This is a genomic window from Bradyrhizobium sp. AUGA SZCCT0222 (assembly GCF_018130205.1).
In the GTDB taxonomy this organism is placed as follows: Bacteria; Pseudomonadota; Alphaproteobacteria; order Rhizobiales; family Xanthobacteraceae; genus Bradyrhizobium.
The window spans coordinates 20,466-41,616 of sequence record NZ_JAFCLX010000018.1; the positions used below are offsets into that span (position 1 = coordinate 20,466).

At 59.6% G+C, this 21,151-nt stretch carries 15 protein-coding genes and 1 pseudogene; 13 read left to right on the forward strand and 3 right to left on the reverse strand.

The annotated features are described in order from the left end of the window. Window positions 1-3 precede the first annotated feature (3 nt). The 9 genes and pseudogenes from JQ629_RS17635 to ureE all read left to right on the forward strand — a co-directional run bounded on the left by JQ629_RS17635 (window position 4) and on the right by ureE (window position 9,630). The gene (locus JQ629_RS17635; RefSeq protein WP_212413740.1) at window positions 4-843 is read left to right on the forward strand and encodes a type 1 glutamine amidotransferase; all 840 of its coding nucleotides are present in this window, start codon (window positions 4-6) and stop codon (window positions 841-843) included. Continuing rightward, window positions 844-2,112, forward strand: a complete 1,269-nt coding sequence (locus JQ629_RS17640; RefSeq protein ID WP_212413741.1) for a Zn-dependent hydrolase — start codon at window positions 844-846, stop codon at window positions 2,110-2,112. It abuts the gene before it with no gap. 837 nt (window positions 2,113-2,949) lie between these two features. Continuing rightward, window positions 2,950-4,116, forward strand: coding sequence for a transporter substrate-binding domain-containing protein (locus JQ629_RS17645; RefSeq protein ID WP_212413827.1), 1,167 nt, complete (start codon window positions 2,950-2,952; stop codon window positions 4,114-4,116). A 24-nt stretch (window positions 4,117-4,140) separates the two neighbouring features. After that, window positions 4,141-4,749, forward strand: a complete 609-nt coding sequence (locus JQ629_RS17650; protein WP_212413742.1) for an ANTAR domain-containing response regulator — start codon at window positions 4,141-4,143, stop codon at window positions 4,747-4,749. A 292-nt stretch (window positions 4,750-5,041) separates the two neighbouring features. Beyond that, window positions 5,042-5,188 (forward strand): annotated as a pseudogene (locus JQ629_RS37910) (ABC transporter ATP-binding protein); the annotation flags it as partial. 231 nt (window positions 5,189-5,419) lie between these two features. Beyond that, complete coding sequence (locus tag JQ629_RS17660; protein ID WP_212413743.1) at window positions 5,420-6,457, forward strand: aliphatic amidase; 1,038 nt, start codon at window positions 5,420-5,422, stop codon at window positions 6,455-6,457. Window positions 6,458-6,669: 212 nt separating this feature from the next. Next, complete coding sequence (locus JQ629_RS17665) at window positions 6,670-8,010, forward strand: purine-cytosine permease family protein (RefSeq protein WP_212413744.1); 1,341 nt, start codon at window positions 6,670-6,672, stop codon at window positions 8,008-8,010. A 74-nt stretch (window positions 8,011-8,084) separates the two neighbouring features. Continuing rightward, window positions 8,085-9,104 carry an alpha/beta fold hydrolase gene (locus tag JQ629_RS17670; RefSeq protein WP_212386115.1) on the forward strand — a complete coding sequence of 340 codons (1,020 nt, stop codon included), beginning with the start codon at window positions 8,085-8,087 and terminating at the stop codon, window positions 9,102-9,104. A gap of 46 nt (window positions 9,105-9,150) precedes the next feature. Further along, window positions 9,151-9,630: an urease accessory protein UreE gene (ureE, locus tag JQ629_RS17675; RefSeq protein ID WP_212413745.1), complete on the forward strand. Its 480-nt coding sequence runs from the start codon at window positions 9,151-9,153 to the stop codon at window positions 9,628-9,630. On the opposite strand, the gene JQ629_RS17680 is transcribed toward ureE, so the two are convergent. Beyond that, a complete protein-coding gene (locus JQ629_RS17680) occupies window positions 9,611-11,938 on the reverse strand; it encodes a nitric oxide reductase activation protein NorD (protein ID WP_349631282.1) in 2,328 nt (775 codons plus the stop codon). The two genes, ureE and JQ629_RS17680, sit on opposite strands and share 20 nt — an antisense overlap. Next, the gene (locus tag JQ629_RS17685) at window positions 11,935-12,735 is read right to left on the reverse strand and encodes a CbbQ/NirQ/NorQ/GpvN family protein (protein ID WP_212413746.1); all 801 of its coding nucleotides are present in this window, start codon (window positions 12,733-12,735) and stop codon (window positions 11,935-11,937) included. The genes JQ629_RS17680 and JQ629_RS17685 overlap by 4 nt, the downstream gene beginning before the upstream one ends. 1,575 nt (window positions 12,736-14,310) lie before the next feature. On the opposite strand from JQ629_RS17685, the gene JQ629_RS17690 reads away from it, so the two are divergent. From JQ629_RS17690 to JQ629_RS17700, 3 genes are all read left to right on the forward strand, one after another. After that, the gene (locus JQ629_RS17690; protein ID WP_212413747.1) at window positions 14,311-15,159 is read left to right on the forward strand and encodes an NAD-dependent epimerase/dehydratase family protein; all 849 of its coding nucleotides are present in this window, start codon (window positions 14,311-14,313) and stop codon (window positions 15,157-15,159) included. 112 nt (window positions 15,160-15,271) lie between these two features. After that, the gene (locus JQ629_RS17695) at window positions 15,272-15,856 is read left to right on the forward strand and encodes a flavodoxin family protein (RefSeq protein ID WP_212413748.1); all 585 of its coding nucleotides are present in this window, start codon (window positions 15,272-15,274) and stop codon (window positions 15,854-15,856) included. A 504-nt stretch (window positions 15,857-16,360) separates the two neighbouring features. After that, window positions 16,361-18,124: a pyridoxamine 5'-phosphate oxidase family protein gene (locus JQ629_RS17700; RefSeq protein ID WP_212413749.1), complete on the forward strand. Its 1,764-nt coding sequence runs from the start codon at window positions 16,361-16,363 to the stop codon at window positions 18,122-18,124. A gap of 79 nt (window positions 18,125-18,203) precedes the next feature. On the opposite strand, the gene pdxR is transcribed toward JQ629_RS17700, so the two are convergent. Then, window positions 18,204-19,676, reverse strand: a complete 1,473-nt coding sequence (pdxR, locus tag JQ629_RS17705) for a MocR-like pyridoxine biosynthesis transcription factor PdxR (protein ID WP_212413750.1) — start codon at window positions 19,674-19,676, stop codon at window positions 18,204-18,206. A 174-nt stretch (window positions 19,677-19,850) separates the two neighbouring features. Here pdxR and JQ629_RS17710 point away from each other — a divergent pair, with 174 nt between their 5' ends. Continuing rightward, a complete protein-coding gene (locus tag JQ629_RS17710; protein ID WP_212413751.1) occupies window positions 19,851-21,101 on the forward strand; it encodes a branched-chain amino acid ABC transporter substrate-binding protein in 1,251 nt (416 codons plus the stop codon). Window positions 21,102-21,151 lie beyond the last annotated feature (50 nt).

Genomic DNA, 21,151 nt, shown 5'->3' on the forward strand with positions numbered 1-21,151 from the left:
CCGATGCTGCGGCTGCTCGTGGCGGATGGAAATACGCCGGCTGGCCGGCATCGAATTGCCGAATCGGCGGGGGCGACGCCTTCGGAAAGCTATGCGAACATGCTGCGGGAGATCGGCGTGGACGCGGTGGTGGATATCTGCACGCCGGCGGATGTTGGCGCAGCGACCCCTCAACCGCTGGATTGCTACGACGGCGTGGCGATCACGGGGTCTTCGCTGAATATCTACGATCGCGACATGGAGGCGTTGCGGCAAATCGATTTCGTGCGCGAGGTTTTCGCGCGCGGAATCCCTATGTTCGGCTCTTGTTGGGGCCTGCAGCTTGCTGCCGTCGCTGCGGGCGGGGAGGTCAAACTCAATCCGAAGGGGCGAGAGGTCGCCGTTGCGCGCAAGATTGCACTGACGGAGGCTGGTCGTGCGCATCCGATGCATAGGGATCGCGCCCCCGTCTACGACGCACCTTCGATCCACAGCGACGTGGTGACGCGACTTCCGCAAGGCGCGATCGTTACGGCTCACAACGGGTTGAGCGCCGTCCAGGCGGCGGAAATCCGCATGGGTGAAGGCGTTTTCTGGGGCGTCCAGTATCACCCCGAATATCGTCTGCGCGATGTCGCGGCCATGGTCCGCCGCTACGGCCAGATTCTCGTCGCCGAAGGCTTCTTCGCGAGCCTGGTCGAGCTTGAGCGATACGCCGATGATCTGTCGCTACTTGATCAAGATAGTCGACGGCGTGACATCGCCTGGCGACTGGGATTGGACGACGACATCATTGATCCCCTGGTGCGTCAGATCGAACTATCGAACTGGATTAACAATTTGATTCGACGGAAGTCCAAATAGATGACGACAGATTCGAACCCGCGCGCATCGGGTACCGTGCGGGCCACGGAATTGCATGATCTCATTGCGGCCTTCGCTGCGATCGGCTCAACCGGCGACGGCGGCGTATGCCGGCTCGCAGCAACGGCTCTCGATCAGGCCGCCCGGGACCGTTTTCGCCGCGAGATTGACGGTCGCGGACTTCTGGCCAGGGTGGATCCCATTGGAAACATGTTTGGGGTTGCGATGCTGGCCCCTGAATCCACCGATGTTGTGATCGCCGGGTCGCATCTCGACACCCAGCCGACCGGCGGACGGTTCGACGGCATATATGGCGTATTGGCGGGACTGTTGGCGGTCCAGGCTTTGCGCCATCGCGCTATCGCCGAGCCGGGCAGGGCGCGGCGAAATCTCGCCGTCGCCAACTGGACCAATGAGGAGGGTGCTCGTTTTCAGCCCAGCCTGACGGGAAGCTCCGTGTTCGCCGGCATTTTGGCGCTGGAGGACGCGTACGCACTCCAGGACGGGGACGGAATTTCACTAGGCGATGCGCTGGCCGCGATCGATTATCGGGAATCGTCGCCGCTGGATCTCCAGCCGGTCCGCTATGTCGAGTTGCACGTCGAACAGGGCGATCGGCTGGAGCGCGCGGGCGCGGATATCGCGGCGGTTTCCGGCGCCTGGGCCGCGCGAAAGATTTCGGTCGTGTTCGAAGGCGAGGCTTCGCATACCGGCCCGATGCCGATGGCCAGCCGTCGCGATGCCATGCGCGCGGCTGCGCGTGCCATCGAAGCGCTTTATGACGAGGTCGAACGCGAGAACGCGGGCGCCCATGCGTCGGCCGCCAGAATCAGCGTGTATCCCAATTCACCCAACGTCGTCGCGGCGCGGGTGCGCGTATGGTTTGAGATCAGGCATGAAGATGAGGCGGTGGTGCTCGTCATCAGCAGTCGCTTTCTCGAACGAGTGAAGAGAGAATCGGCATTGCTCGGTGTGGGAGTCTCCTTCGCCGCGGACGAACTCAGGGGGACAGCGTTGCTCGATTCTGCCGGTGTTGATGTGGTGCGCGGCGTGGTTCACGATCTCGGGCTGAAAGCGCTGACGCTGCAGACCATCGCGGGCCACGATGCGCTGGCAATCCAGAAACGCATTCCCGCCTCCCTGATCTTCGTGCCAAGTCGGGGCGGGCTCAGTCACAATCCGCGCGAGTTCACCGATCCGCAAGCCCTCGACAAGGGATATGCAGTGTTGGTGGAAACGTTGTGGCGGATGGCGACGGCGGAAAGCTGATCGAAGGCAGGGCATGCGACTACCGCGATGCGAAGGCGTGTCTTGGCGCGGCGGTCAATACGTAACCGCGGATGGTCGCGCGGGCCGCGCCGGCCTTACGGCGTCGGCCGTCTGCAGCGTAACAGAAAATCCATCCTCACGTTGTGTTGAAATGTTTCCCGAACTACGCCAACATTGCGCCGCGATGGCAAGCGCGCGCTTCGCCGATACAGTACGTGTCCATACCAGGGAGGCCCTTGCCAGAGGAGCGCGTCCGTTGATTGACGCCAGGCATTTTGTGGTCGATCGAGCCGGCACGGCTTACCTGATGCCGGAGGTTCTGATCGACGTCGATCACCATGCGTGTGATGATGCGAGGAGACGTTCGGACCCATCGTCGGTGTCATGAAAGTGTCGTCAAAGAAAATCCAGAGACAATCAGCGTAGAGCAGGCCGAGTTGCCTCTACCATGCTTTCCCGAAGCACCGTCAAATCCGTGCTTCGCAGAGACCATCAATGTAGGTCTGAAAAATCCGGTGCATGTCGACACAGAAGCAAAGGGCAATCTTTCGTTCTCTTCCAGGGACCTCCGTCGTCCCGCGATCCATGCGGTGAGCAGTCCGTCACAGCTCCCGCGAATCGAAGCCGCCTGCGTTCAATGCGGAAGTACGGCTTGGGTGTGTTCTCCACCGTCCAGCCTGTCCCCCAGCCATTACCTGGTGTGCCGAGCTATCCGGTTCGACGGGAGGGCAACCAATAATAATCCAACAGGCATCTTTCCAATCGCGTCAATTCGGTAATAAGGTCCGACGAGCAGGTTGGGGTCATCTTGCTGCATGCGGAGTGATTTGGCTTACTATGGCGTTGATCGAGGATAATTCGGGCCCATGGCGTGTCGGCGTGCTGTTTTCGCAGACCGGCGTGACCTCGGCGATCGAGCGGACGCAGCTCAATGCGACGCTGCTGGCGATTGAGGAGATCAATGCGAGCGGCGGCGTACTTGGCCGGCCCATAGAGCCCGTAATGTATGATCCGGTATCCGATCCGAAAAAATTTCGTTCCTTGGCGGAACGGCTGTTTCAGGTAGACAAGATAAAGCTGCTGTTCGGCTGCTACATGTCAAGCACGCGTAAAGCCGTGCTGCCGGTGGCCGAGGCTCATCGGGGCCTGCTGTTCTATCCCACCCTCTACGAAGGATTCGAGTATTCACGTCACTGTATTTATACCGGCGCAGCGCCCAACCAGAACTCGCTTCAACTCGCAAGGTTCCTGCTCTCGGCCTACGGCAACCGGTTTCTGTTCGTCGGCTCGAACTACATCTATCCCTATGAATCCAATCGCGTGATGGGCGACTTCGTCAGCCAGGGGAAGGGTAAGGTCCTCGATGAGATCTACGTTCCGCTTTATCCCGAGCCGAAGGACTTTGAGCGGGTCATCGATCGGATCAAGAAGACCTCACCGGACGTCATCTTCTCGACTGTGGTGGGCAGCGGCACGGCCGTGCTCTATGGCGCCTATCGGGCATCGGGTTTCGATCCCACGCGCATGCCGATTGCGAGCCTGACCACCAGCGAGGCCGAGGTCGCGGAGATGGGTGCAGAGGCCGCCGAAGGACATATCACTGCCGCACCGTTTTTCGAAACGCTGTCGTCATCGGCCGCCCGGCGCTTCGTCACCAGTTTCAAGGAAAAATACGGCGCCGACGCGCCGGTCACCGCGGGCGCGGAAGCCTCCTATTTCCAGCTGCATCTGGCGATGCGGGCGGTGACGAAATGCGGCACGGATGATCCCGAGCAGGTGCTGGCGAATTTGCGTGATTCCGAATTCGACGCGCCGCAGGGGCGGGTGCGGATCGATCCGGAGAACAACCACACTTATCTCTGGCCGCGCATCGCGCGCCTGGACCGCAACGGCCGCTTTCAGGCAGTGTGGAATCCCGGCGTTCGTGTCAAGCCGGATCCTTACTGCGTCGTCCAGAGCCTGGACGACTGGTCGGTCGACGAACTGCCGCTGCTCCACTCATGAGCAACCCGTAACGGAGAACTGGAAGTGGCAATCCAAATTCTTCGTGACTTGCGGGGGTTGCGGGTCCACGTCGTGCATCCGCCGGACACCGAACGCACGAAACTTGTCGAGCATCTCCGCCGCATCGGTTGCATGGTGGAAACCCAATGGCCTGTGCCGGATTGCTGGGCCGATGGCGCCGACATCGTGCTGCTGGCGATCGAGCACGATGTCCGTCAGGAAATTCAGCGGCTTTTGAGATCGGATGATGGCCACCGCCCGACGTTGATCGCGGTGGTCAGCTACGAAGACCCGTCGACGCTGCAGCTTGTGCTCGAGGCGGGTGCCGTCGCCGTGATCGAGCGGCCCATTCGTCCGTTCGGCGTTCTCACCAACATCACGATCGCGCGCAGCCTGTGGCTGGAACGGCGCGATGCCGATAAACGCGTGCGCAAACTGGAGCGCAAGATCGCCGGCATGCAACGCATTCAGAAGGCGAAAGTGATCCTGATGGACGGGCAGGGGTTGAATGAAGCGGAAGCTTACGAAAGCATTCGTCGTCAGGCGATGTCGAAGCGCTTGTCGATGGACGACATGGCAGCCGCAATCATCCACGCAAATGAGCTATTGCAATACCGCGTGAAAGGTGATTAGTTTTTGATACGTCGCTGAAGAAAAATCTTCCAACGACGTTCGCCGAACCATCGATGTTGCTGGTTTGGCATTGGCTAGGTAAGCCCGAAAGATCCGCGAGGATCTGTCGGGCTTTTTTGCTTTTGGGCCGAGACTCACCGCCGACGCTACGTGCGTTTTCGGAGGCTCGATCCGCTCTGGGAGTTGTTCGGAACCAAATAACGTGCTTCGGCGCGAACGGCTAGGTGTGCCTGGACACATGGGGGGTGTGATTATGGCGGTCAGCAGACGTAGGTCTCTCGGGAATGGATACCGCGCCAGGGCCGGGATCGCTTATGTCCCGCAGGGACGCGAGATCATTCCGGATTTTTCGATCCGCGAGACCATCCTGATGGGCTCGTTCGCCCGCGCCGACGGCATTCGCGAGATTCCGCCGCTGGTGGCGGAGCTGTTCCCGTATCGCATGAGCTCGACAGCAATGGCGGCGTGTTCTCCGGCGGTTCACCGCGCGGCGCATCGCTTCGCCATGATGGAAGGCGGGCGTGGTGGCGGCGGGCGAGATCGGCGAACTCAGCGACGCGTAGGTTCACCGCCACATGGCGGTGTGTGACCGGAGCGTGGCAGGGCAGGGCGTAAGCGGTGCAGAGGAGCGGCACCTGGAATGTGATCAGAAAACGACAAGGAGAGCGATATGCTGCACGGTGATATTTCTTCGAGCAACGACACGGTGGGCGTCGCCGTCGTGAACTACAAGATGCCGCGGCTTCACACCAAGGCCGAGGTGCTCGACAACGCCCGCAAGATCGCCGACATGGTGGTGGGCATGAAGACCGGCCTTCCCGGCATGGATCTCGTGATCTTCCCGGAATATTCCACGCACGGCATCATGTACGACTCCAAGGAGATGTACGAGACGGCCTCCGTGGTGCCGGGCGACGAGACCGAGATATTTGCCGAAGCCTGCCGCAAGGCGAAGGTGTGGGGCGTGTTCTCGCTCACCGGAGAGCGGCATGAAGAGCATCCGAAGAAGGCGCCCTACAACACCCTGATCCTGATGAACGACAAGGGCGAGATCGTGCAGAAATACCGCAAGATCATGCCCTGGGTTCCGATCGAGGGCTGGTATCCCGGCAACTGCACCTATGTGTCGGATGGCCCGAAGGGACTGAAGGTCTCGCTGATCATCTGCGACGACGGCAACTATCCCGAGATCTGGCGCGACTGCGCCATGAAGGGTGCCGAGCTGATCGTGCGTTGCCAGGGCTACATGTACCCGGCCAAGGACCAGCAGGTGATCATGGCCAAGGCGATGGCATGGGCCAACAACGTCTATGTCGCGGTGGCGAATGCCGCCGGCTTCGACGGTGTCTACTCCTATTTCGGTCATTCGGCGATTGTGGGCTTCGACGGCCGTACGCTTGGTGAGTGCGGCGAGGAGGACTACGGCATCCAGTACGCCCAATTGTCGAAGTCGCTGATCCGCGACGCGCGCAGGACCGGTCAGTCGCAAAACCATCTCTTCAAGCTGGTCCACCGCGGCTACACCGGCATGATCAACTCCGGCGAAGGCGAGCGCGGCGTCGCGGCGTGTCCTTATGAGTTCTATGCCAAGTGGATCGCCGATCCCGAAGGCACGCGGGAAATGGTCGAGTCGTTCACGCGCACCACGGTGGGCGTGGAGGAATGTCCGATCGAGGGCATTCCGGCCAAGAAAGTCGCCCATCGCTGATGGCATACGAGACTTTGCGCCGGCGGCTCGCTCCGCCGGTGCATGAGTAGGGGAGGAAATTCGCGCTGCCGGCCGGCCCCTCCACTTCGGGGTGGGCCGCGCAAAGCGAGGCCTAACTCAACAAACAACGGAGCTTGCTGCCGCCGTCGCCACCGCGACGGGGAACGAGAAATTATGCGCGATTTGCATCCCCACTCAAAGGACGACGAACCATGAATAGCAGTGTACCCAAGCCCGCCTCCGCCGCGGATGGCCTCCATGCCGCCGAGGACCAGGTCGATCATCTCCTTGGCAGCGAATATGAGCACGAACCGGTTCCGATGCGCGCGCGCCACAGCGCGTTCTCGGTCACGATGGTCTGGCTCGGCTTTCCCATGATTATTACTGGCGCCATGACCGGCTCGATCCTCGTGCTCGGCATGGGCTTTTCGCGGGCGCTGACGGCGATGATCATCGGCAACGTCATCATGTTCGCCTATGTCGGGCTGCTCGGCCTGATCGGCACCAAGCGCGGCATGAACTTTGCTTTGATTGCGAGCATCGTGTTCGGCAAGAAGGGCTACGTGTTCGCGTCCGGCCTGCTGTCGACCCTGCTGCTCGGCTGGTACGCGGTGCAGACCGGGATCACCGGCGCGCTCGTCAGTTCGACCTATGGATTGAACTATGTCGCCATGACGGTCATCGCCGGGATCCTTTATATCGGCATCACCTTCGTCGGCGTGAAGGGACTGCACTATATCGGGCTGGTGTCGGTGCCGCTGTTCGTTGTGCTCGGCCTGTTCGTCGCGTTCGACGCCGCGTCCACCAGCTCAGCGTCGGCGATCTTCAACTATGCCGGCAATAACGGCGTCGCCACCATGTCGATGGGCGTCGGTCTCACGGTGGTGCTGGCGCTGTTCATCGACGCCGGCACGGTGACCGCGGATTTCAACCGCTGGGCCAAGACGCCGACGGCGTCGCTGCTGGCCACCTTCAGCGCGTTTCCGTTCGCCAATCTGATCGCGATGCTGGTCGGCGGCGTGATGACGGCGGCGCTGGCGGTGCCGAACGCAAACCCGTTCGGCGCCGACAACATGTTCGGCTACATGAACGGCAAACAGATGGCGTGGCTGAGCGCGCTGGCATTCCTGTTCCTTTACGTCAATCTCGGTTCGGTCTGCTCGCACTGTCTCTACAATGCGGCAACCGGCTGGTCGCGTATCCTCGGCAACCACATGCGCATGATGGCAGTGATCCTCGGCGCCATCGGCATCGTCGTCGCCGCCGGCAATGTGTGGGCGTTCTTCATCCAGTGGCTGTCGCTGCTCGGCATCCTGGTGCCGCCGATCGGCGCCGTCATCCTGGTCGACCAGTATCTGATCCGGCCGGATGCGAAGATCGAGGCCGACTGGCGGCCTGACGCGTTCATCGCCTGGGCGGCCGGTTCGGTCTGCGCCTTCATCGTCGAGGAGCGGATGCCATATCTGTCGACCGCGATCTCGGCGGCGCTGGTTGCGAGCATCGCCTATTACGCCATCGCCAGATCACGGGTCGCCGTGGCGAAGCCGGTCTGACGCTCCCAAAAGACGGCCGGCCTTCACGGAGGCCGACCCGCTTCTCCGGCATAACCTGAACGAGGGCATTTATCATGAGTCTCGATTACGAAATCTACGATCTCGGCGACGTCAAGCTGCAGCGCGGCGCGACGATTCGCGACTGCAAGCTGGCCTACAAGACGTTCGGCACGCTCAGCCCGAAGAAGGACAATGTCATCGTCTATCCGACCTGGTATTCGGGCCAGCACTACGACAATGAATGGCTGATCGGTGAAGGCCGCGCGCTCGATCCGAAGAAATACTTCATCATCATCCCGAACATGCTCGGCAATGGGCTGTCATCGTCGCCGAGCAACACGCCGGAGCCTTACAACGGTCCGCGCTTTCCGCAGGTGACGGCCTGCGACAATGTGCGGGTGCAGCACCGCCTCGTCACCGAGAAATTCGGCATCGAGCATATCCGGCTCGTCACCGGCTGGTCGATGGGCGCGCTGCAGACCTTCCATTGGGGCGCGCTCTATCCCGACATGATGGATTTGATCGCGCCGTTCTGCGGCTCGGCGAAATGCTCACGGCACAATTTTGTGTTTCTCGAAGGCGTCAAGGCCGCGCTTACGGCGGATGCCGCATGGAAGGAAGGCTGGTACACCGAAAAGCCGGCTCGCGGCCTCAGGGCTGCTGCGCGGGTCTATGCCGGCTGGGGATTCTCGCAGGCTTTCTACCGCGAGAAGCTCGACCTCGAGGTGCTGGGCTATTCCTCGCTGGAGGATTTCCTGGTCGCGTTCTGGGAAGGCTTCTTCCTGCCAAAGGATCCCAACAATCTCCTGACCATGCTGTGGACCTGGCAGAACGGTGATATCAGCGACAACGAATTGTACAAGGGTGACTTCAAGGCCGCGCTCGGTGCGATCAAGGCGAAGGCCTTCGTCATGCCCGGCCAGACCGACCTGTACTTCCCGCCCGAGGACAGCAAGTTCGAGGTGGCGCATATGCCGAACGCCGAGTTCATGCCGGTGCCCTCGATCTGGGGGCATTTCGCGGGCGGTCCCGGCACCAATCCGAAGGATGTCGACTTCATCGACACGAAGCTGAAGGATCTTCTGGCCTCATAAAGCAGGCGCTTCGGCCAGGTATTGTTCTGGGAGGGATATCGGAGCCGTGCTGAGTATCAGTCATGTCCTCGGCAGCCGCCTCGAGCCGGCTTTCTCGGAGAAGATCCTGCCGCTGGAGCATCACAACGCCGTCGACGAGGTGCGGCTGTCGGGCGAAGAGCTTGAGCGGCACCAGCTGCGGACGACGACCCGCAACGGGCAGGAGCTTGCGATCTCGTTGCCGCGCCATCAGCGGCTGTTCGATGGCGCGGTGCTGCTGCTCGACGAGGTCAGCGCCATCGTCGTGCGGGTGGCCGGCGAGCGCTGGCTGCGGCTGGAGCCGCGCTCGATCAGCGATGCGATCGAGCTCGGCTACCACGTCGGCAATCTGGGCTGGCGGGTCCGCTTCGAGGGTGAGGTGCTGTTCGTCGCCATCGAGGGGAGGGCAGAGAACTATGTTGTTCGCCTCGGCGAATTGTTCTGGTCGCGCCGGGTCGGAATGAGCATTCTGGAAGACCATGGAGGCACTACCGCCGCGCCAGCCTGAAATAGAGTTCGGAAAGGCGGCCCGGCAAATCCTCGATCCGGTGCACCATCATGGTATTGCCGCGGCCGAAGATCCGGGACGTGGCCTGAATGCCCGGATGCCCGAGCACGACGCCATAGGCGTCGATACCCGCGGCATGCAGGCCAACCGCGGCGCGGCGGGCGTCCTCGACCAGGTCGAGCGGATCGGAGACGTCGATGTCCGACGGCTCGCCATCGGTCAGAACGATCACGAGCTTGCGGGCGGAAGTTTCCCTTCCGATCACGTGACCGGCATGACGGAGCGCCGTGCCGAGCCGGGTCGACAGGCCCGACTCTAGGCCGGCAAGACGCGCCCTGCAGGTCCGGTCATAGGCCTCATCGAAGGACTTCACCGTCGTCATCTTGACGTCCTCGCGCCCGTTGGAGGCAAACGCCAGCAGGCTGAAGGGATCACCGAGCCCGTCCATCGCCTCGGCCAGCACCGAGACCGCCAGGCGCTCGACGTCGAGGATGGTCGCGCCGGAGGTTAGCCTGTCTCGCGTTGATTCCGAAATGTCGATCAGCAGCAGCGCGGCGAGGTCGCGATGCATCGACGTCGATGAGCGGAATACGCGGGGGTCGGGCTCGCGGCCGGTCCGCAGCGCAATGCCGGCGTCGAGCACGGCATCGAGATCGAGATCGTGCCCGTCGTGCTGGCGGTTGAGGCGGATGGTGCGCCCGATCCGCACGCCGCGCATCAATCGGCCGATGCGGTTGCGCAGCACGTCCGCCTGGACGAGCGCGTCCTCGATTCTGCGCGGGTCACCAGCGCGCGCCGGCACCTCGCGCACCACGGTCCATTCGGCGCGCTCGATTCTATGCTCGCGGTCCCATTCCGGATATTTGGCGATGACGACGCCGCGATCATCCGGCGCCACCGGGCGCCCGCGCCCGCGCGGCTGGCCCTGTTCGTCGGGCTCGCGGCTGGTGCCGTCGTCGTTGGGCGCCTCCTGCCGTTCCACCCGCACGGCATCGACCGGAAGCTCCATCACTTCGCCGGAGGGGGGCGCGTCCTCGCCGAAATCCCACAGACCCAGGCCATCGTCGCGATAGACCGGCTCGACCACATAGGTCTTGGCGTTGAACTGCACGCGCATCTGGCCGAGATCGTTGCCGAGCAGCATGCCGATCTCGCGGCTGATGGCGGCATCGTCGATCCGCGGCGCGCTTGCTGCAAACATCTCACGGCCCTTGGCGACAAAACTGTCGTTGTCGGCGTAGGTCGGATCGAACAGCGCGCGCGCCAGCCGGGCCAGTAAGGTCGGCGCCGCCACGACGCCGGACGGGGTGGCGACGTGATAGGGCGCCCAGAGCCGGCGCAAGCCCGGCAATTGCTGCATCGCCAGCGTCTCGATCCGCGCGTCCTCGATCAGGTTGACGAGTGCAATCTGCAGCGGCTTGAGCGTGCCGACCGGAAACAGTCCCTGACCCAGCACCAGATGGCCCTGGGCGTGGGTGGCCGCCGCGCGAAACAGCGCGCGGGCAGCTTTTCCTCGCACGCCGCGGTAGGTTTCGGGCAGCCGGATCAAGGGTCCTGCAATCGAGGTGCGCCGCTGCGGCGTTTGGCTATTGTCGGCTGGAAAACTGCGCAGCAGCGGGCTGCGGCCCCATAGCGCGGTAACGAACGCCTTGAGTTCGACCTCCGTCTCCGGAAAAGTGACGCTGCCGAGATCTCGCGCGATCATGCGGCGCGCGAGTTCGTCCTGCAGGGTGAAGAAGGCGAGCCGCCGCGCCTTGTTGCCGGAGGCGAACTTCAGCCCCGCCGCGACGAAATTCTCAAAGGCGTCGATCGTGCCCGGCGTGAGGATCTCGCCAATGTTAGCCGCGACCGATGCGACCGACTCCGGCGCCTGCCGCGCCAGTGCGTCCATCACCCGCCACCATCGCGCCAGTGCGGGACCGTTCCCGAGCACGCGTCCTGCGCCCGGCAACGCCTGCAACGCAGCGGTTGCCGATTGCGCGCCGGCATGGCGGCAGATGTCTGCGGCGGCTTGTCCGGCCGCAAGCAGCGGTGCGATCTCCCGCCGGCCATCGCCGTACCGGCTCGCCTCCCAATAGGCGATCAGGCACGCCGGCCCGGCGTTGACATGCGCGAGCGTGAGCACGGCGCAGGCCCAGGCCTCAAGCTCGCTGGCGTCGAAATGATGGGATAGAGCGTCCCAGGCGGCCAGGAACATCGGTCGCAGCATCTCGCGCGCGCGCATCAGTCGGTGCAGGCGCCGCGTCGCACTATCCTCCTGATCCGGGGGAACCAGATGCAGCGTGAGCGGCGGCTCGGTGGCGTTCACGGCAGGCACGCCTGAATGGCGTCGCTCAGTGCTGCCCTGATGTCGGGATTATCGGTTATCGGCAGAACGATGCTGGACTGCACGGCCATTTCCAGGGGCAGGCCGGCGCGCACCATGCGTCCGGCATGGATCAGCATCCGCGTGGACGCGCCTTCGTCGAGGCCGTGCCCCTGCAAATTGCGCGACCGCTCTCCGATCGCGACCAGGATGCTGGCCAGTGCGTCGTCGGTGCCGCTTTCGCGCACGATAATGGAAGCTTCGGTTGAGGGCGGCGGATAGCCGAAATCGATCGCGACAAAGCGCTGTTTTGTCGACTCCTTGAGATCCTTCACCGCGCTTTGGTAGCCGGGGTTGTAGGAAATCGTCAGTTGGAAGTCGGGATGCGCCGGCACGATCTCGTTGTGCTTCTCCAGCGGCAGGATGCGCCGTGCGTCCGTGAGCGGGTGGATCACGACGGTCGTGTCCTGCCGCGCCTCGACGATTTCATCGAGGTAGCAGATCCCACCATGGCGCACCGCCAGCGTTAGCGGGCCGTCGTGCCAGACCGTGCCGGAGGGTTCGAGCAGATAGCGTCCGGCAAGATCCGCCGCGGTCATGTCCTCATGCGCCGCAACCGTCATCAGGGGCTTTCCGAGCCGCCAGGCCATGTGCTCAATGAAGCGGGTCTTGCCGCAGCCGGTCGGGCCTTTCAGCATCACAGGCAGGCGTTCGGCATAGGCGGCCTGAAAAGTCGCTATCTCGTTGCCGAGCGGCTGATAATACGGTTCGGCTGCGATCCTGAAGTAGTCGAGGTTCATCAAAAATCCTCCGCGTGTGACAAAGGATCAATGATCTCGCGGCCGAGCGCCATTGTCCCTTCGTGAATGGGAATGGCAGCCTTTGCCGGGGACACGCTGCGGCATCGAAGCGTGCGAACAGGCGATCAAACGCCTCGGATCGAATTAGACCGCGAAAATGACATCGCGACAAGGGACAAGCGCGCCAAAGCCTTCCGCTTCCTCGAGGGCATGAAAGACCGTCGAATGGCGACCAAATGGTCACCATCAACGAACGTCGGTCTCGTTGGTTGCGGGTCCACGATTTGAACCACGAACCCAGTCGGTGAAACCGCCATCACTGTCAAAAATTGGGGTGTCACGTGTCGTCGGCACGCACCCGGCAGAGGAACACTCATTAATGGCATTGTGGAACCGATCGGACCAGCCGGACTACCGAACAAGGCCTTCGATCACAGTTTTTCGAATCGTGGAGTGCCCGCGCCGGATCCGCGTTTTGAGCTGGCGCGCTCCTCCGGATCGGTCCGGCGACATGATCCAATTTCATTATGCCCCTCACGTTTTGTTGAGATGTTTCCCGAACTACGCCAACATTGCGCCGCGCATGACCGATCGTCGGTACGCTTGATCAACGCAGACGTCATTGCCGAAGCTGATTTTTTTTCGGTTGAATGTGGTTCGTTCTCGGCGTTTCTTCGCGCGGCTCACGCTGGGATGCGAGGGGACTACTTCCAATAAAAAATCTGTCGTGGGCGAATCGGAATGCAGTTGAGTGAAGGTCGTGTGCACTCGGGCACTCGCGTGCACCATGTGGTGCACTGAGAATGCAGATGTGACGATTTTGGCTTCCAGCGCGGGCGGGTATGATCCTAGAAAAACCGGCGTAAGCGGGCACACTCGGGCTGAATCTGCCAGTCGGTCCAATCCCTTATAGGATCGGCTTGAGGCATAAAAGATTAATGAGATGAATGGCTTAGACCACCGCTTTTCCGTGGCGCCGATGATGGACTGGAACGAGAGTTCAAGTTTTTCAATTGGTTAGAAGGCGGTGTGTGCACGATGCGCGCACCGAGAGATCAAAGAAAATCCAGCCACAAACAACTGAGCAGGCTTGAAATAAGTTCGCTTTGAGAGTTGGCGATCGATCAGTCATTTTGAGAGGGTGATGAGATTGGACCGCGCTTGTCGTGAATTGGAATTGTGGATCCCTACCTGATGGAATTGTAGATCCCTACCTGATACCGAACTGAGCAGCGCGTCCGGATAACTCTTGCGCTGAGTCTGTGGCACGTAACGTCTCGGTACCCAATCCCCACTCGTTGGCAAGACGATTAGGCGCGAGTGCGCCGTGCGCGGATTTGCCGGTGACGTGGTGCTTTAGCGCAAAGAAGGCAGCTTGCGGCAGGAAGCGGTTGTGCATTCGAGCTCCTCAAGTGGGTAGTCGGTGGCAGGGCGACTCGATCCGTGCCACGCGAGGACTCTCTAGCGTGGCGCCGCGGTTGCGCGACGAAAATGGTTTGGCCGTTTTACTAAATATGGTCCTTTTCGATAATTCACCGCGGCTGCAGACTGACCCAAAGCAGAAAGGAGCAGTTATTGAAAGTCGCGGTGGTGGGTTCAACAGGCGTTCTCGGGCGACAGGTTACAGCACGCCTTATCGAGCGCGGACACCGGGTCTCGGTGCTGGTAAGACGGGACGGAAGGCGTTGTCCAATCGAACATTCCCGCCTTAGCCCCGTGAGCGGTGACATTTTCGATTCAGCGGCGCTTTCCGAGCTAATGCAGGACGCCGACGTTGCCTTGCATTTGGCAACTGCGATCCCGCCGCCGGGTCCGGACATGGATTGGTCTCAAAATGATCGCGTGAGGCGAGAAGGAACTGCCAAATTCCTTCAGGCTGCCGCGCACCGGTCTGTAGCGAAGTGTGTTGTTCAAAGCATTGCGATGATCGCCCCTAGCATCGGAGATGCATGGACCACGGAATCAAGCAACGTCAGTTCTGATTCGTTTCAATCGGCCATAGACATGGAAGAATTGGTCGCTCAATCGAAAATTCCATCGACAGTGTTGCGCGGTGGTCTTTTTTACGGGCCGGGCGCCAAGAATACCTCGGCGTGGAATAGCCTGGCGAAGAATGGGACGCTTCAACTACCGGAAGATGGTTCCGGCTACGTCTCCCTCATCCATATTGTCGATATGAGCAGGGCGTTCGTTTGCGCTGTCGAGTCGGCGGTTTCCAAGCCTCTGTTGAACATAGTGGATGATACGCCGTCAACTTGGTCGGACCTCTTTGGCCATATCGCGCGTGAGCACGGAAGGACGACTATTCATTCCGGAGCGCCTCGGCGATATCCAAATTTCCGCACTTCCAACGCACTGGCGAAGCAGACGCTTGGTTGGGCGCCGATCTTTCCTTCGTTCCTGTCCGGATGGCACTTCGAATGACATTCTATCAGAAAACTCAAGTTGGGAACGAACGTCGCGAGCATGCGCCGGTTGGAAATATTGCGCTTGGGAGGTTTGCGTTTCGCGGCCCCCACGACCTTAGGAGAGTGATATGATTCGAAGCGTCGCGATAGTTTATCACAGCAACATGGGCCATACGGAGCGCGTGGCGCATGCGGTCGCCGCCGGCGTCGCGTCGGTGCAAGGCGCATCTGCAATACTCATGACGGTCGCGGAAGCTCAAAGCAGGCTTGACGAACTAGATACTGCCCACGCGATCATTTTCGGCGCTCCGACCTATATGGGAAGTGTTTCAGCCGAAATGAAGGCGTTCATGGATTCGACTTCGAGGAAGGTCTATCTACGGCAATCATGGAAGGACAAGTTGGCCGCTGGCTTTACCAACTCCGGCGCGTGGAGCGGCGACAAGCTTCTTACACTCATTCAGTTTGTCACTTTCGCAGCCCAGCATTCGATGATTTGGACGAGCTTGGGCCTTATGGCGGGCCACAATCGCTCGTCTGGAAGTCGTGACGATCTGAATCGATGTGGAGTGTGGCTTGGGGCCGCCGCCCAGTCCGATATCGACGCTGCTCCTGATCTGATGCCGCCAGTATCCGACCTGCAAACGGGCGAACATTTGGGCCGACGTGTGGCGGCTCTCTCCCTCCGGTTTTCGCCCGAAGGAAAAACTTGAGTTAACGAGACACAGCCGCAAATGTGGCCCATCCGTCGCGCTTCGCGTCGTTCGTTTGCGTCCGAGATTCGTGCCGGGAGAACGCGCGTCATTCTAATGAATGTGATTCCGATCCTTGATGCTGACAGAAGGGCCTGATGCGTTCGTCGCATCGTTGAAAGGGTCGACATTCCGCGCGGCGATACGCCGTCCTAACGCACGATGTTTGTGGTCCAGGTGAGTCTAGAAGGCGATCCGGGGATTCACTCGATCGAGAGACGCAAAAGGCAGTCGTATAACGGAAGGGGTAAGAATCCTCCAATGGCAAAAGCAAGCTACCACCCTGAAGGAACGTTGGTTGCAAAGTGGTTTGCCGTTTTTTTGAATATGGACCTGTTTGGGTATGCATCTTTTCGCGAGAAGCGAGCCCGACTGAAAGAGTCTCACGCAGGTGCCAGACCCCAAGCAAGAACCGTCTTGCAGTCTCCTTGCAAGCGCCCATTCAATTAAGGTCAGAGCGGAAGAATGTCGAATCAGGATTATTTCCCTGCCACTGAGCGAACCCGGATCAAGCAATTCGCATTTCTCGGAAAATATGACCGCGAGACGATATTCGGAATTCTTGATGCAGCGCTCCTGGGGCATGTCGGTTTCATTGTGGACAACCAGCCCGTTGTGACGCCGACAGCGTTTTGGCGCGTCGGCGAATCTCTCTATTGGCATGGCTCCCTGGAAAGCCGGATGTTGAAGCAAGTTAGCTCCGGCCTCCCGGTTAGCTTCACAGTTGCATTGGTCGACGGTATCAAGCTTTCTCGCGTGATGTCGCGTCATTCATTCAATTATCGCTCGGTAATGATCTTCGGCAGGGCCGAAGCCGTTTCTGACCCGCAGGCGAAAATGGAAGGCATGCAGGCGTTTGTGAATCGCATACTGCCGGGGCGATGGGAGGATGGTGTCCAGCAACCGACGTTCACCGAGATTGAACGCATGACGCTTGTGAAAATGGATATTCAGGAGGCGTCAGCGAAAACGAGCAGCGGCGTGCCTCCCGACAGTCCACTACTCTACGACCGGGTCAACACCTGGGCGGGCTACATACCAATCAAGCTTGCCGTCGGAAAGCCGGTGGCAGACCCTCATTTGCGGAGTGACATCGGAGTTCCAAAATATGCGATCGATGTGGCCAAGCGCTTTAAGGCACAGGATCTGAGTGAAGTCGAACTGGACGTCCCACACTATCCGCGTCGGCCGGTTCAAACGCCACCAACGCCCGTTGGGGAATTCAAGATTTCGGTACTCAACACCGGGCAAACCATTTTAGCTCGGGCCAATCAGACGCTGTTGGCAAGCGCTCTAGATAATGGAATCGAATTTCCGTTCGGCTGTGCTTCTGGAGGCTGCGCTACATGCAAAACGCGCCTCGTGACGGGCGACGTCGAGATGCTAGCATATGAAAAGCGGGCGCTATCCGACGAGGAACGCGCCGGTGGCTGGATCCTTGCTTGTCGCGCCCAGCCCAGGGCCGATTGTGAAGTTGCATTTGTCAAGCTTAGGCCGGAATCCAAAGTCCTGGGCACCATCGTAGCTCAAAGCAAGCTTACGCATGACATTACCCGTTTGTTGATACGCCTTGAAAAACGCGCCGAGTTCAAATTCAAGTCTGGCCAGTTTATCATGCTGAAATTACCGGACCTTCCGGAGCGCGAATATTCACTCGCCAATCAGCCAGACGACGAGCTGCTTGAACTCAACGTCCGGGCGATGACGCCTGGACTTGTCAGCCGAACAATTTCGCGGGAGAATCTGCTCGATACCGAAGTTGAAATTCGCGGTCCATTCGGAATCGCGCATTTCCGAGAAGATGAAAAGCGTCCAATTTACGCATTCGCAGGCGGCTCCGGTCTCGCTCCAGTAAAATCGATCGTCGATCGATCGCTTCGGCTAGGCTCGAACGGACCGATTACACTTTGCTTTGGTGTTCGTGACGAACGGGACCTTTATTACGTCGATCATTTCGAAAAATGCGCGAGGGAACATCCAAACTTTTCTTTTTTCCCGGTTTTGTCAGCAGCCACTGGGACGACATCCCGACTGGTTGGATCCGTCGCCGATATCATCGCCAAAATGGCGCCGGACCTGACGCAAGCCACCATTTACATTGCCGGGCCTCCGGCCATGGTCGACAGTTGTCGTCGCGCTGCCATGATGCTTGGTGCAAATGAAACTCGCGTCCTCGCTGATGCGTTTCTGACATCAGCAGACAAGGCAAAACTCGTTGTAGCCGTATAGCCTCCACCGCATTGTCGGTAGCCCAGAGCTTGACGGAATTGCTGCCCCGACTAACGGCGCATTTCGACCGGCCCGTCTTCTACGCGTTGAGAGCTCTAGCCAACTGCCTCATTCCGCTATCGATTGTCGGTATGCTGTAGGCGGCGGCGCCGATAACGAGCCCCGGCCGCGGCTTGGCGCGTATGGCATTTTCCGATATCGCTCTAACGACAATGCCGGCGCGTGCCGCGGTTGCGGCGATCTTTCGGTCGTTTGCTCCTGCGGGCAACCATCCAATGGCCTCCAAACCGGCAGCCGGACCAAACTCCAGCAGGCCAGCGAGATACTTGCCGCCGGCCTCTACAATCGCGGCGTGTCGGCTGGCATAAAGATCTCGCATCATTCGAACATGGCGACTGAAATGTCCTCCTTCAACGAAATCGCAGAGGACCGCTTGTTCCAAGGTTGGTACAAAACGCGTCGATAGAGAGACCAGTGACACGAATGGATCGATGAGCGCCTGCGGCAAGACGACGTATCCCAGCCTCAAGGCCGGAAACAAGACCTTGCTAAACGTTCCACAATGAATGACGGAATCCGATTGATCGAGCCCTTGCAGAGCAGCCAATGGTCGGGCCGAGTAGCGAAACTCGCCATCGTAGTCGTCTTCGAATATCCACGATCCATGCGTACTGGCGAGTTGAAGCAGTGCCAGGCGACGGGCGGGCGACATTGTCACTCCTGTGGGACTTTGGCGCGCCGGCGTTACGTAGATCATCTTCGGCGACTTGATTTGACGATCCTGCCGGGGAACTATCATTCCTTCGCCGTCTACCGCCATCGGTACGACCTTTGCCGATGCAAGCGAGAATATGTGACGAGCACCTGGATATCCGGGATCCTCCATCCAAACGGAATCGCGCGGCTTCAGCGTCAGTCGCGTGCTGAGATCGAGGGCCTGCTGTACGCCCGAGACGATAACAACGGAATCGACTGAGCACTGCACTCCGCGTGTCAGCGACAAATAGTCCGCAAGTATCTCCCGCAAGGGCTTGTAACCCTTGGGATCGCCATCCAATAATGATTTGTAATTCTGGATACGCGACCTGCGCCCCACAATTCTGGCCCAGGTTTTCTGAGGGAAATGGTCCAACGCAGGGATGTTGCTTTCGAACGGGCGAGGCTTCGCTGCGGCCCTTACAATACTGATCGTTGCAGGAGGGGCGGGAATGGGGCTTTTGCGCGCTCGTGCAGCCTCCCTCTCCTTTCTTGTTCGCTCTGACGTGGAGGTGATACTTCCGCTCTGGTGCTGATCAGCGTTTACTACCGTCCCCGATCCAACCCTCGCGGTGACATAGCCTTCGGCGATCAGCTGATCAAAGACGCTGACGACGATCGTCCGTGAGACGCCAAATTGATCAGCAAGTCCACGGCTGGACGGCAGACGTGCCCCGGACGGAAGGCGATTGCTCAATATCGCGTCACGAAGCTCTGAATATAGCCAATGAAACAGAGTCTGCTGGCGGGTCCTTGCCGTGCGTGGCGCAAAGTCCGGGCTGGTGGATCTCTTCACGATACGACTCCCAAAATGGCTTTCAGGTTTTCAAAAAATGGTTCTTTTCACAATACCAAATCCATCTAGCCTGCATTCTCGAGATATGAACTTGGAAAATTGAATCTGCCGGGAATCCAGTCGATGGAGCCACGCGTTTCGGAGGCTGGTCCGTAATGTCCGAGAGGAGATGAAATGCGTCGTGCTGTCGCTATCGGAAGCTTGGTATGGGCGTTCTTCGGTGTGCCGGTGCCGTCGGCATCGGCGCAAAACATTAAGGTTGCCTACATCGATGCATTTTCGGGGGCGATGGCCGATGTAGGCGAAGTCGCAACCAAACAGCTGCAGTTCGCGATCCAGCGCATTAACGCCAAAGGAGGCGTTCTGAATAATCGAAAACTGGAGTTGGTGCTCTACGACAACAAGTTCTCGGCACAAGAGACGGTTCTGGCCGTTCAAAAGGCAATCGATGCGGGAGCTCGCATTATCACGCAGGGGAACGGTTCTTCAATCGCGGCCGCTATCAGCGATTTTGTGACCAAGTACAACGAACGGAATCCCGGCCGCGAGGTCATCTATCTGAATTTTGCTGCGGTCGATCCGATTCTAACAAACGAAAAATGCAGCTTTTGGCATTTCCGATGGGACGCGCATTCCGACATAAAGCTGCAAGCGCTGACGAACTATATGAAGAGTAATCAGGATATCAAAAAGGTCTATCTCATCAATCAAGATTACTCCATGGGCCAAGCGGTGCGAAAAACCGCCCGCGACATGCTTTCCGACAAGCGCTCGGATATCAAAATTGTCGGTGACGAGCTGCATCCCATAGGAAGGATTTCGGACTTTGCGCCTTACATAGCCAAAATCAAGGCTAGTGGAGCCGATAGCGTTATCACCGCAAATTGGGGATCCGATCTGGCTTTGCTGATCAAGGCGGCGGGCGAAGCTAGCGTGCATGTAAACTGGTTCACGTTTTACGCAGGCGGTAACGGTAGCCCGACGGCGATTAGGCAGGCCAACCCGGAGCCGGGTCGGGTGTTTTATGTTGTGGATGGTTACGCCAATCTCGGGAGCAGAGATGCCGTACTCCTGGAGCAGGAGTTTCGCCGCAGCAACGGCGGAAAATCGATAATCTATCCGCAGATCATCGAAATGGCGGAAATGCTGGCGATAGCGATCAATTCGTCGAAGACGGATGATCCGAAGCAACTAGCTAACGCTCTGTCGAACATGAAGTACACTACAATTTACGGCGATGAGGCGTTTTTTCGCAGCGCTGATCATCAGTTCTTCCAGGACATGTATGTTGCGAGCTTCGTCCCGCTGGGTGGTGACGTAAAGTTCGACGAAGAGTCGACCGGGTGGGGCTGGAAGACAATCGCAAAAATTCCAGCGTCCGCCACTCTGTTGCCTACGACATGTAAAATGCAAAACAGTAACTGATTGTCGCATTCTCTGATCTCTTCAGGAGTGCAAGCTGACCAATGATGTTG

Coding starts and splice junctions, on each gene's coding strand:
- JQ629_RS17635 (WP_212413740.1), top strand. CDS start 4: ATGCTGCGGCTGCTCGTGGCGGATGGAAATACGCCGGCTGGCCGGCAT.
- JQ629_RS17640 (WP_212413741.1), top strand. CDS start 844: ATGACGACAGATTCGAACCCGCGCGCATCGGGTACCGTGCGGGCCACG.
- JQ629_RS17645 (WP_212413827.1), top strand. CDS start 2,950: ATGGCGTTGATCGAGGATAATTCGGGCCCATGGCGTGTCGGCGTGCTG.
- JQ629_RS17660 (WP_212413743.1), top strand. CDS start 5,420: ATGCTGCACGGTGATATTTCTTCGAGCAACGACACGGTGGGCGTCGCC.
- JQ629_RS17665 (WP_212413744.1), top strand. CDS start 6,670: ATGAATAGCAGTGTACCCAAGCCCGCCTCCGCCGCGGATGGCCTCCAT.
- JQ629_RS17670 (WP_212386115.1), top strand. CDS start 8,085: ATGAGTCTCGATTACGAAATCTACGATCTCGGCGACGTCAAGCTGCAG.
- JQ629_RS17685 (WP_212413746.1), bottom strand. CDS start 12,735: ATGAACCTCGACTACTTCAGGATCGCAGCCGAACCGTATTATCAGCCG.
- JQ629_RS17695 (WP_212413748.1), top strand. CDS start 15,272: ATGATTCGAAGCGTCGCGATAGTTTATCACAGCAACATGGGCCATACG.
- JQ629_RS17700 (WP_212413749.1), top strand. CDS start 16,361: ATGTCGAATCAGGATTATTTCCCTGCCACTGAGCGAACCCGGATCAAG.
- JQ629_RS17710 (WP_212413751.1), top strand. CDS start 19,851: ATGCGTCGTGCTGTCGCTATCGGAAGCTTGGTATGGGCGTTCTTCGGT.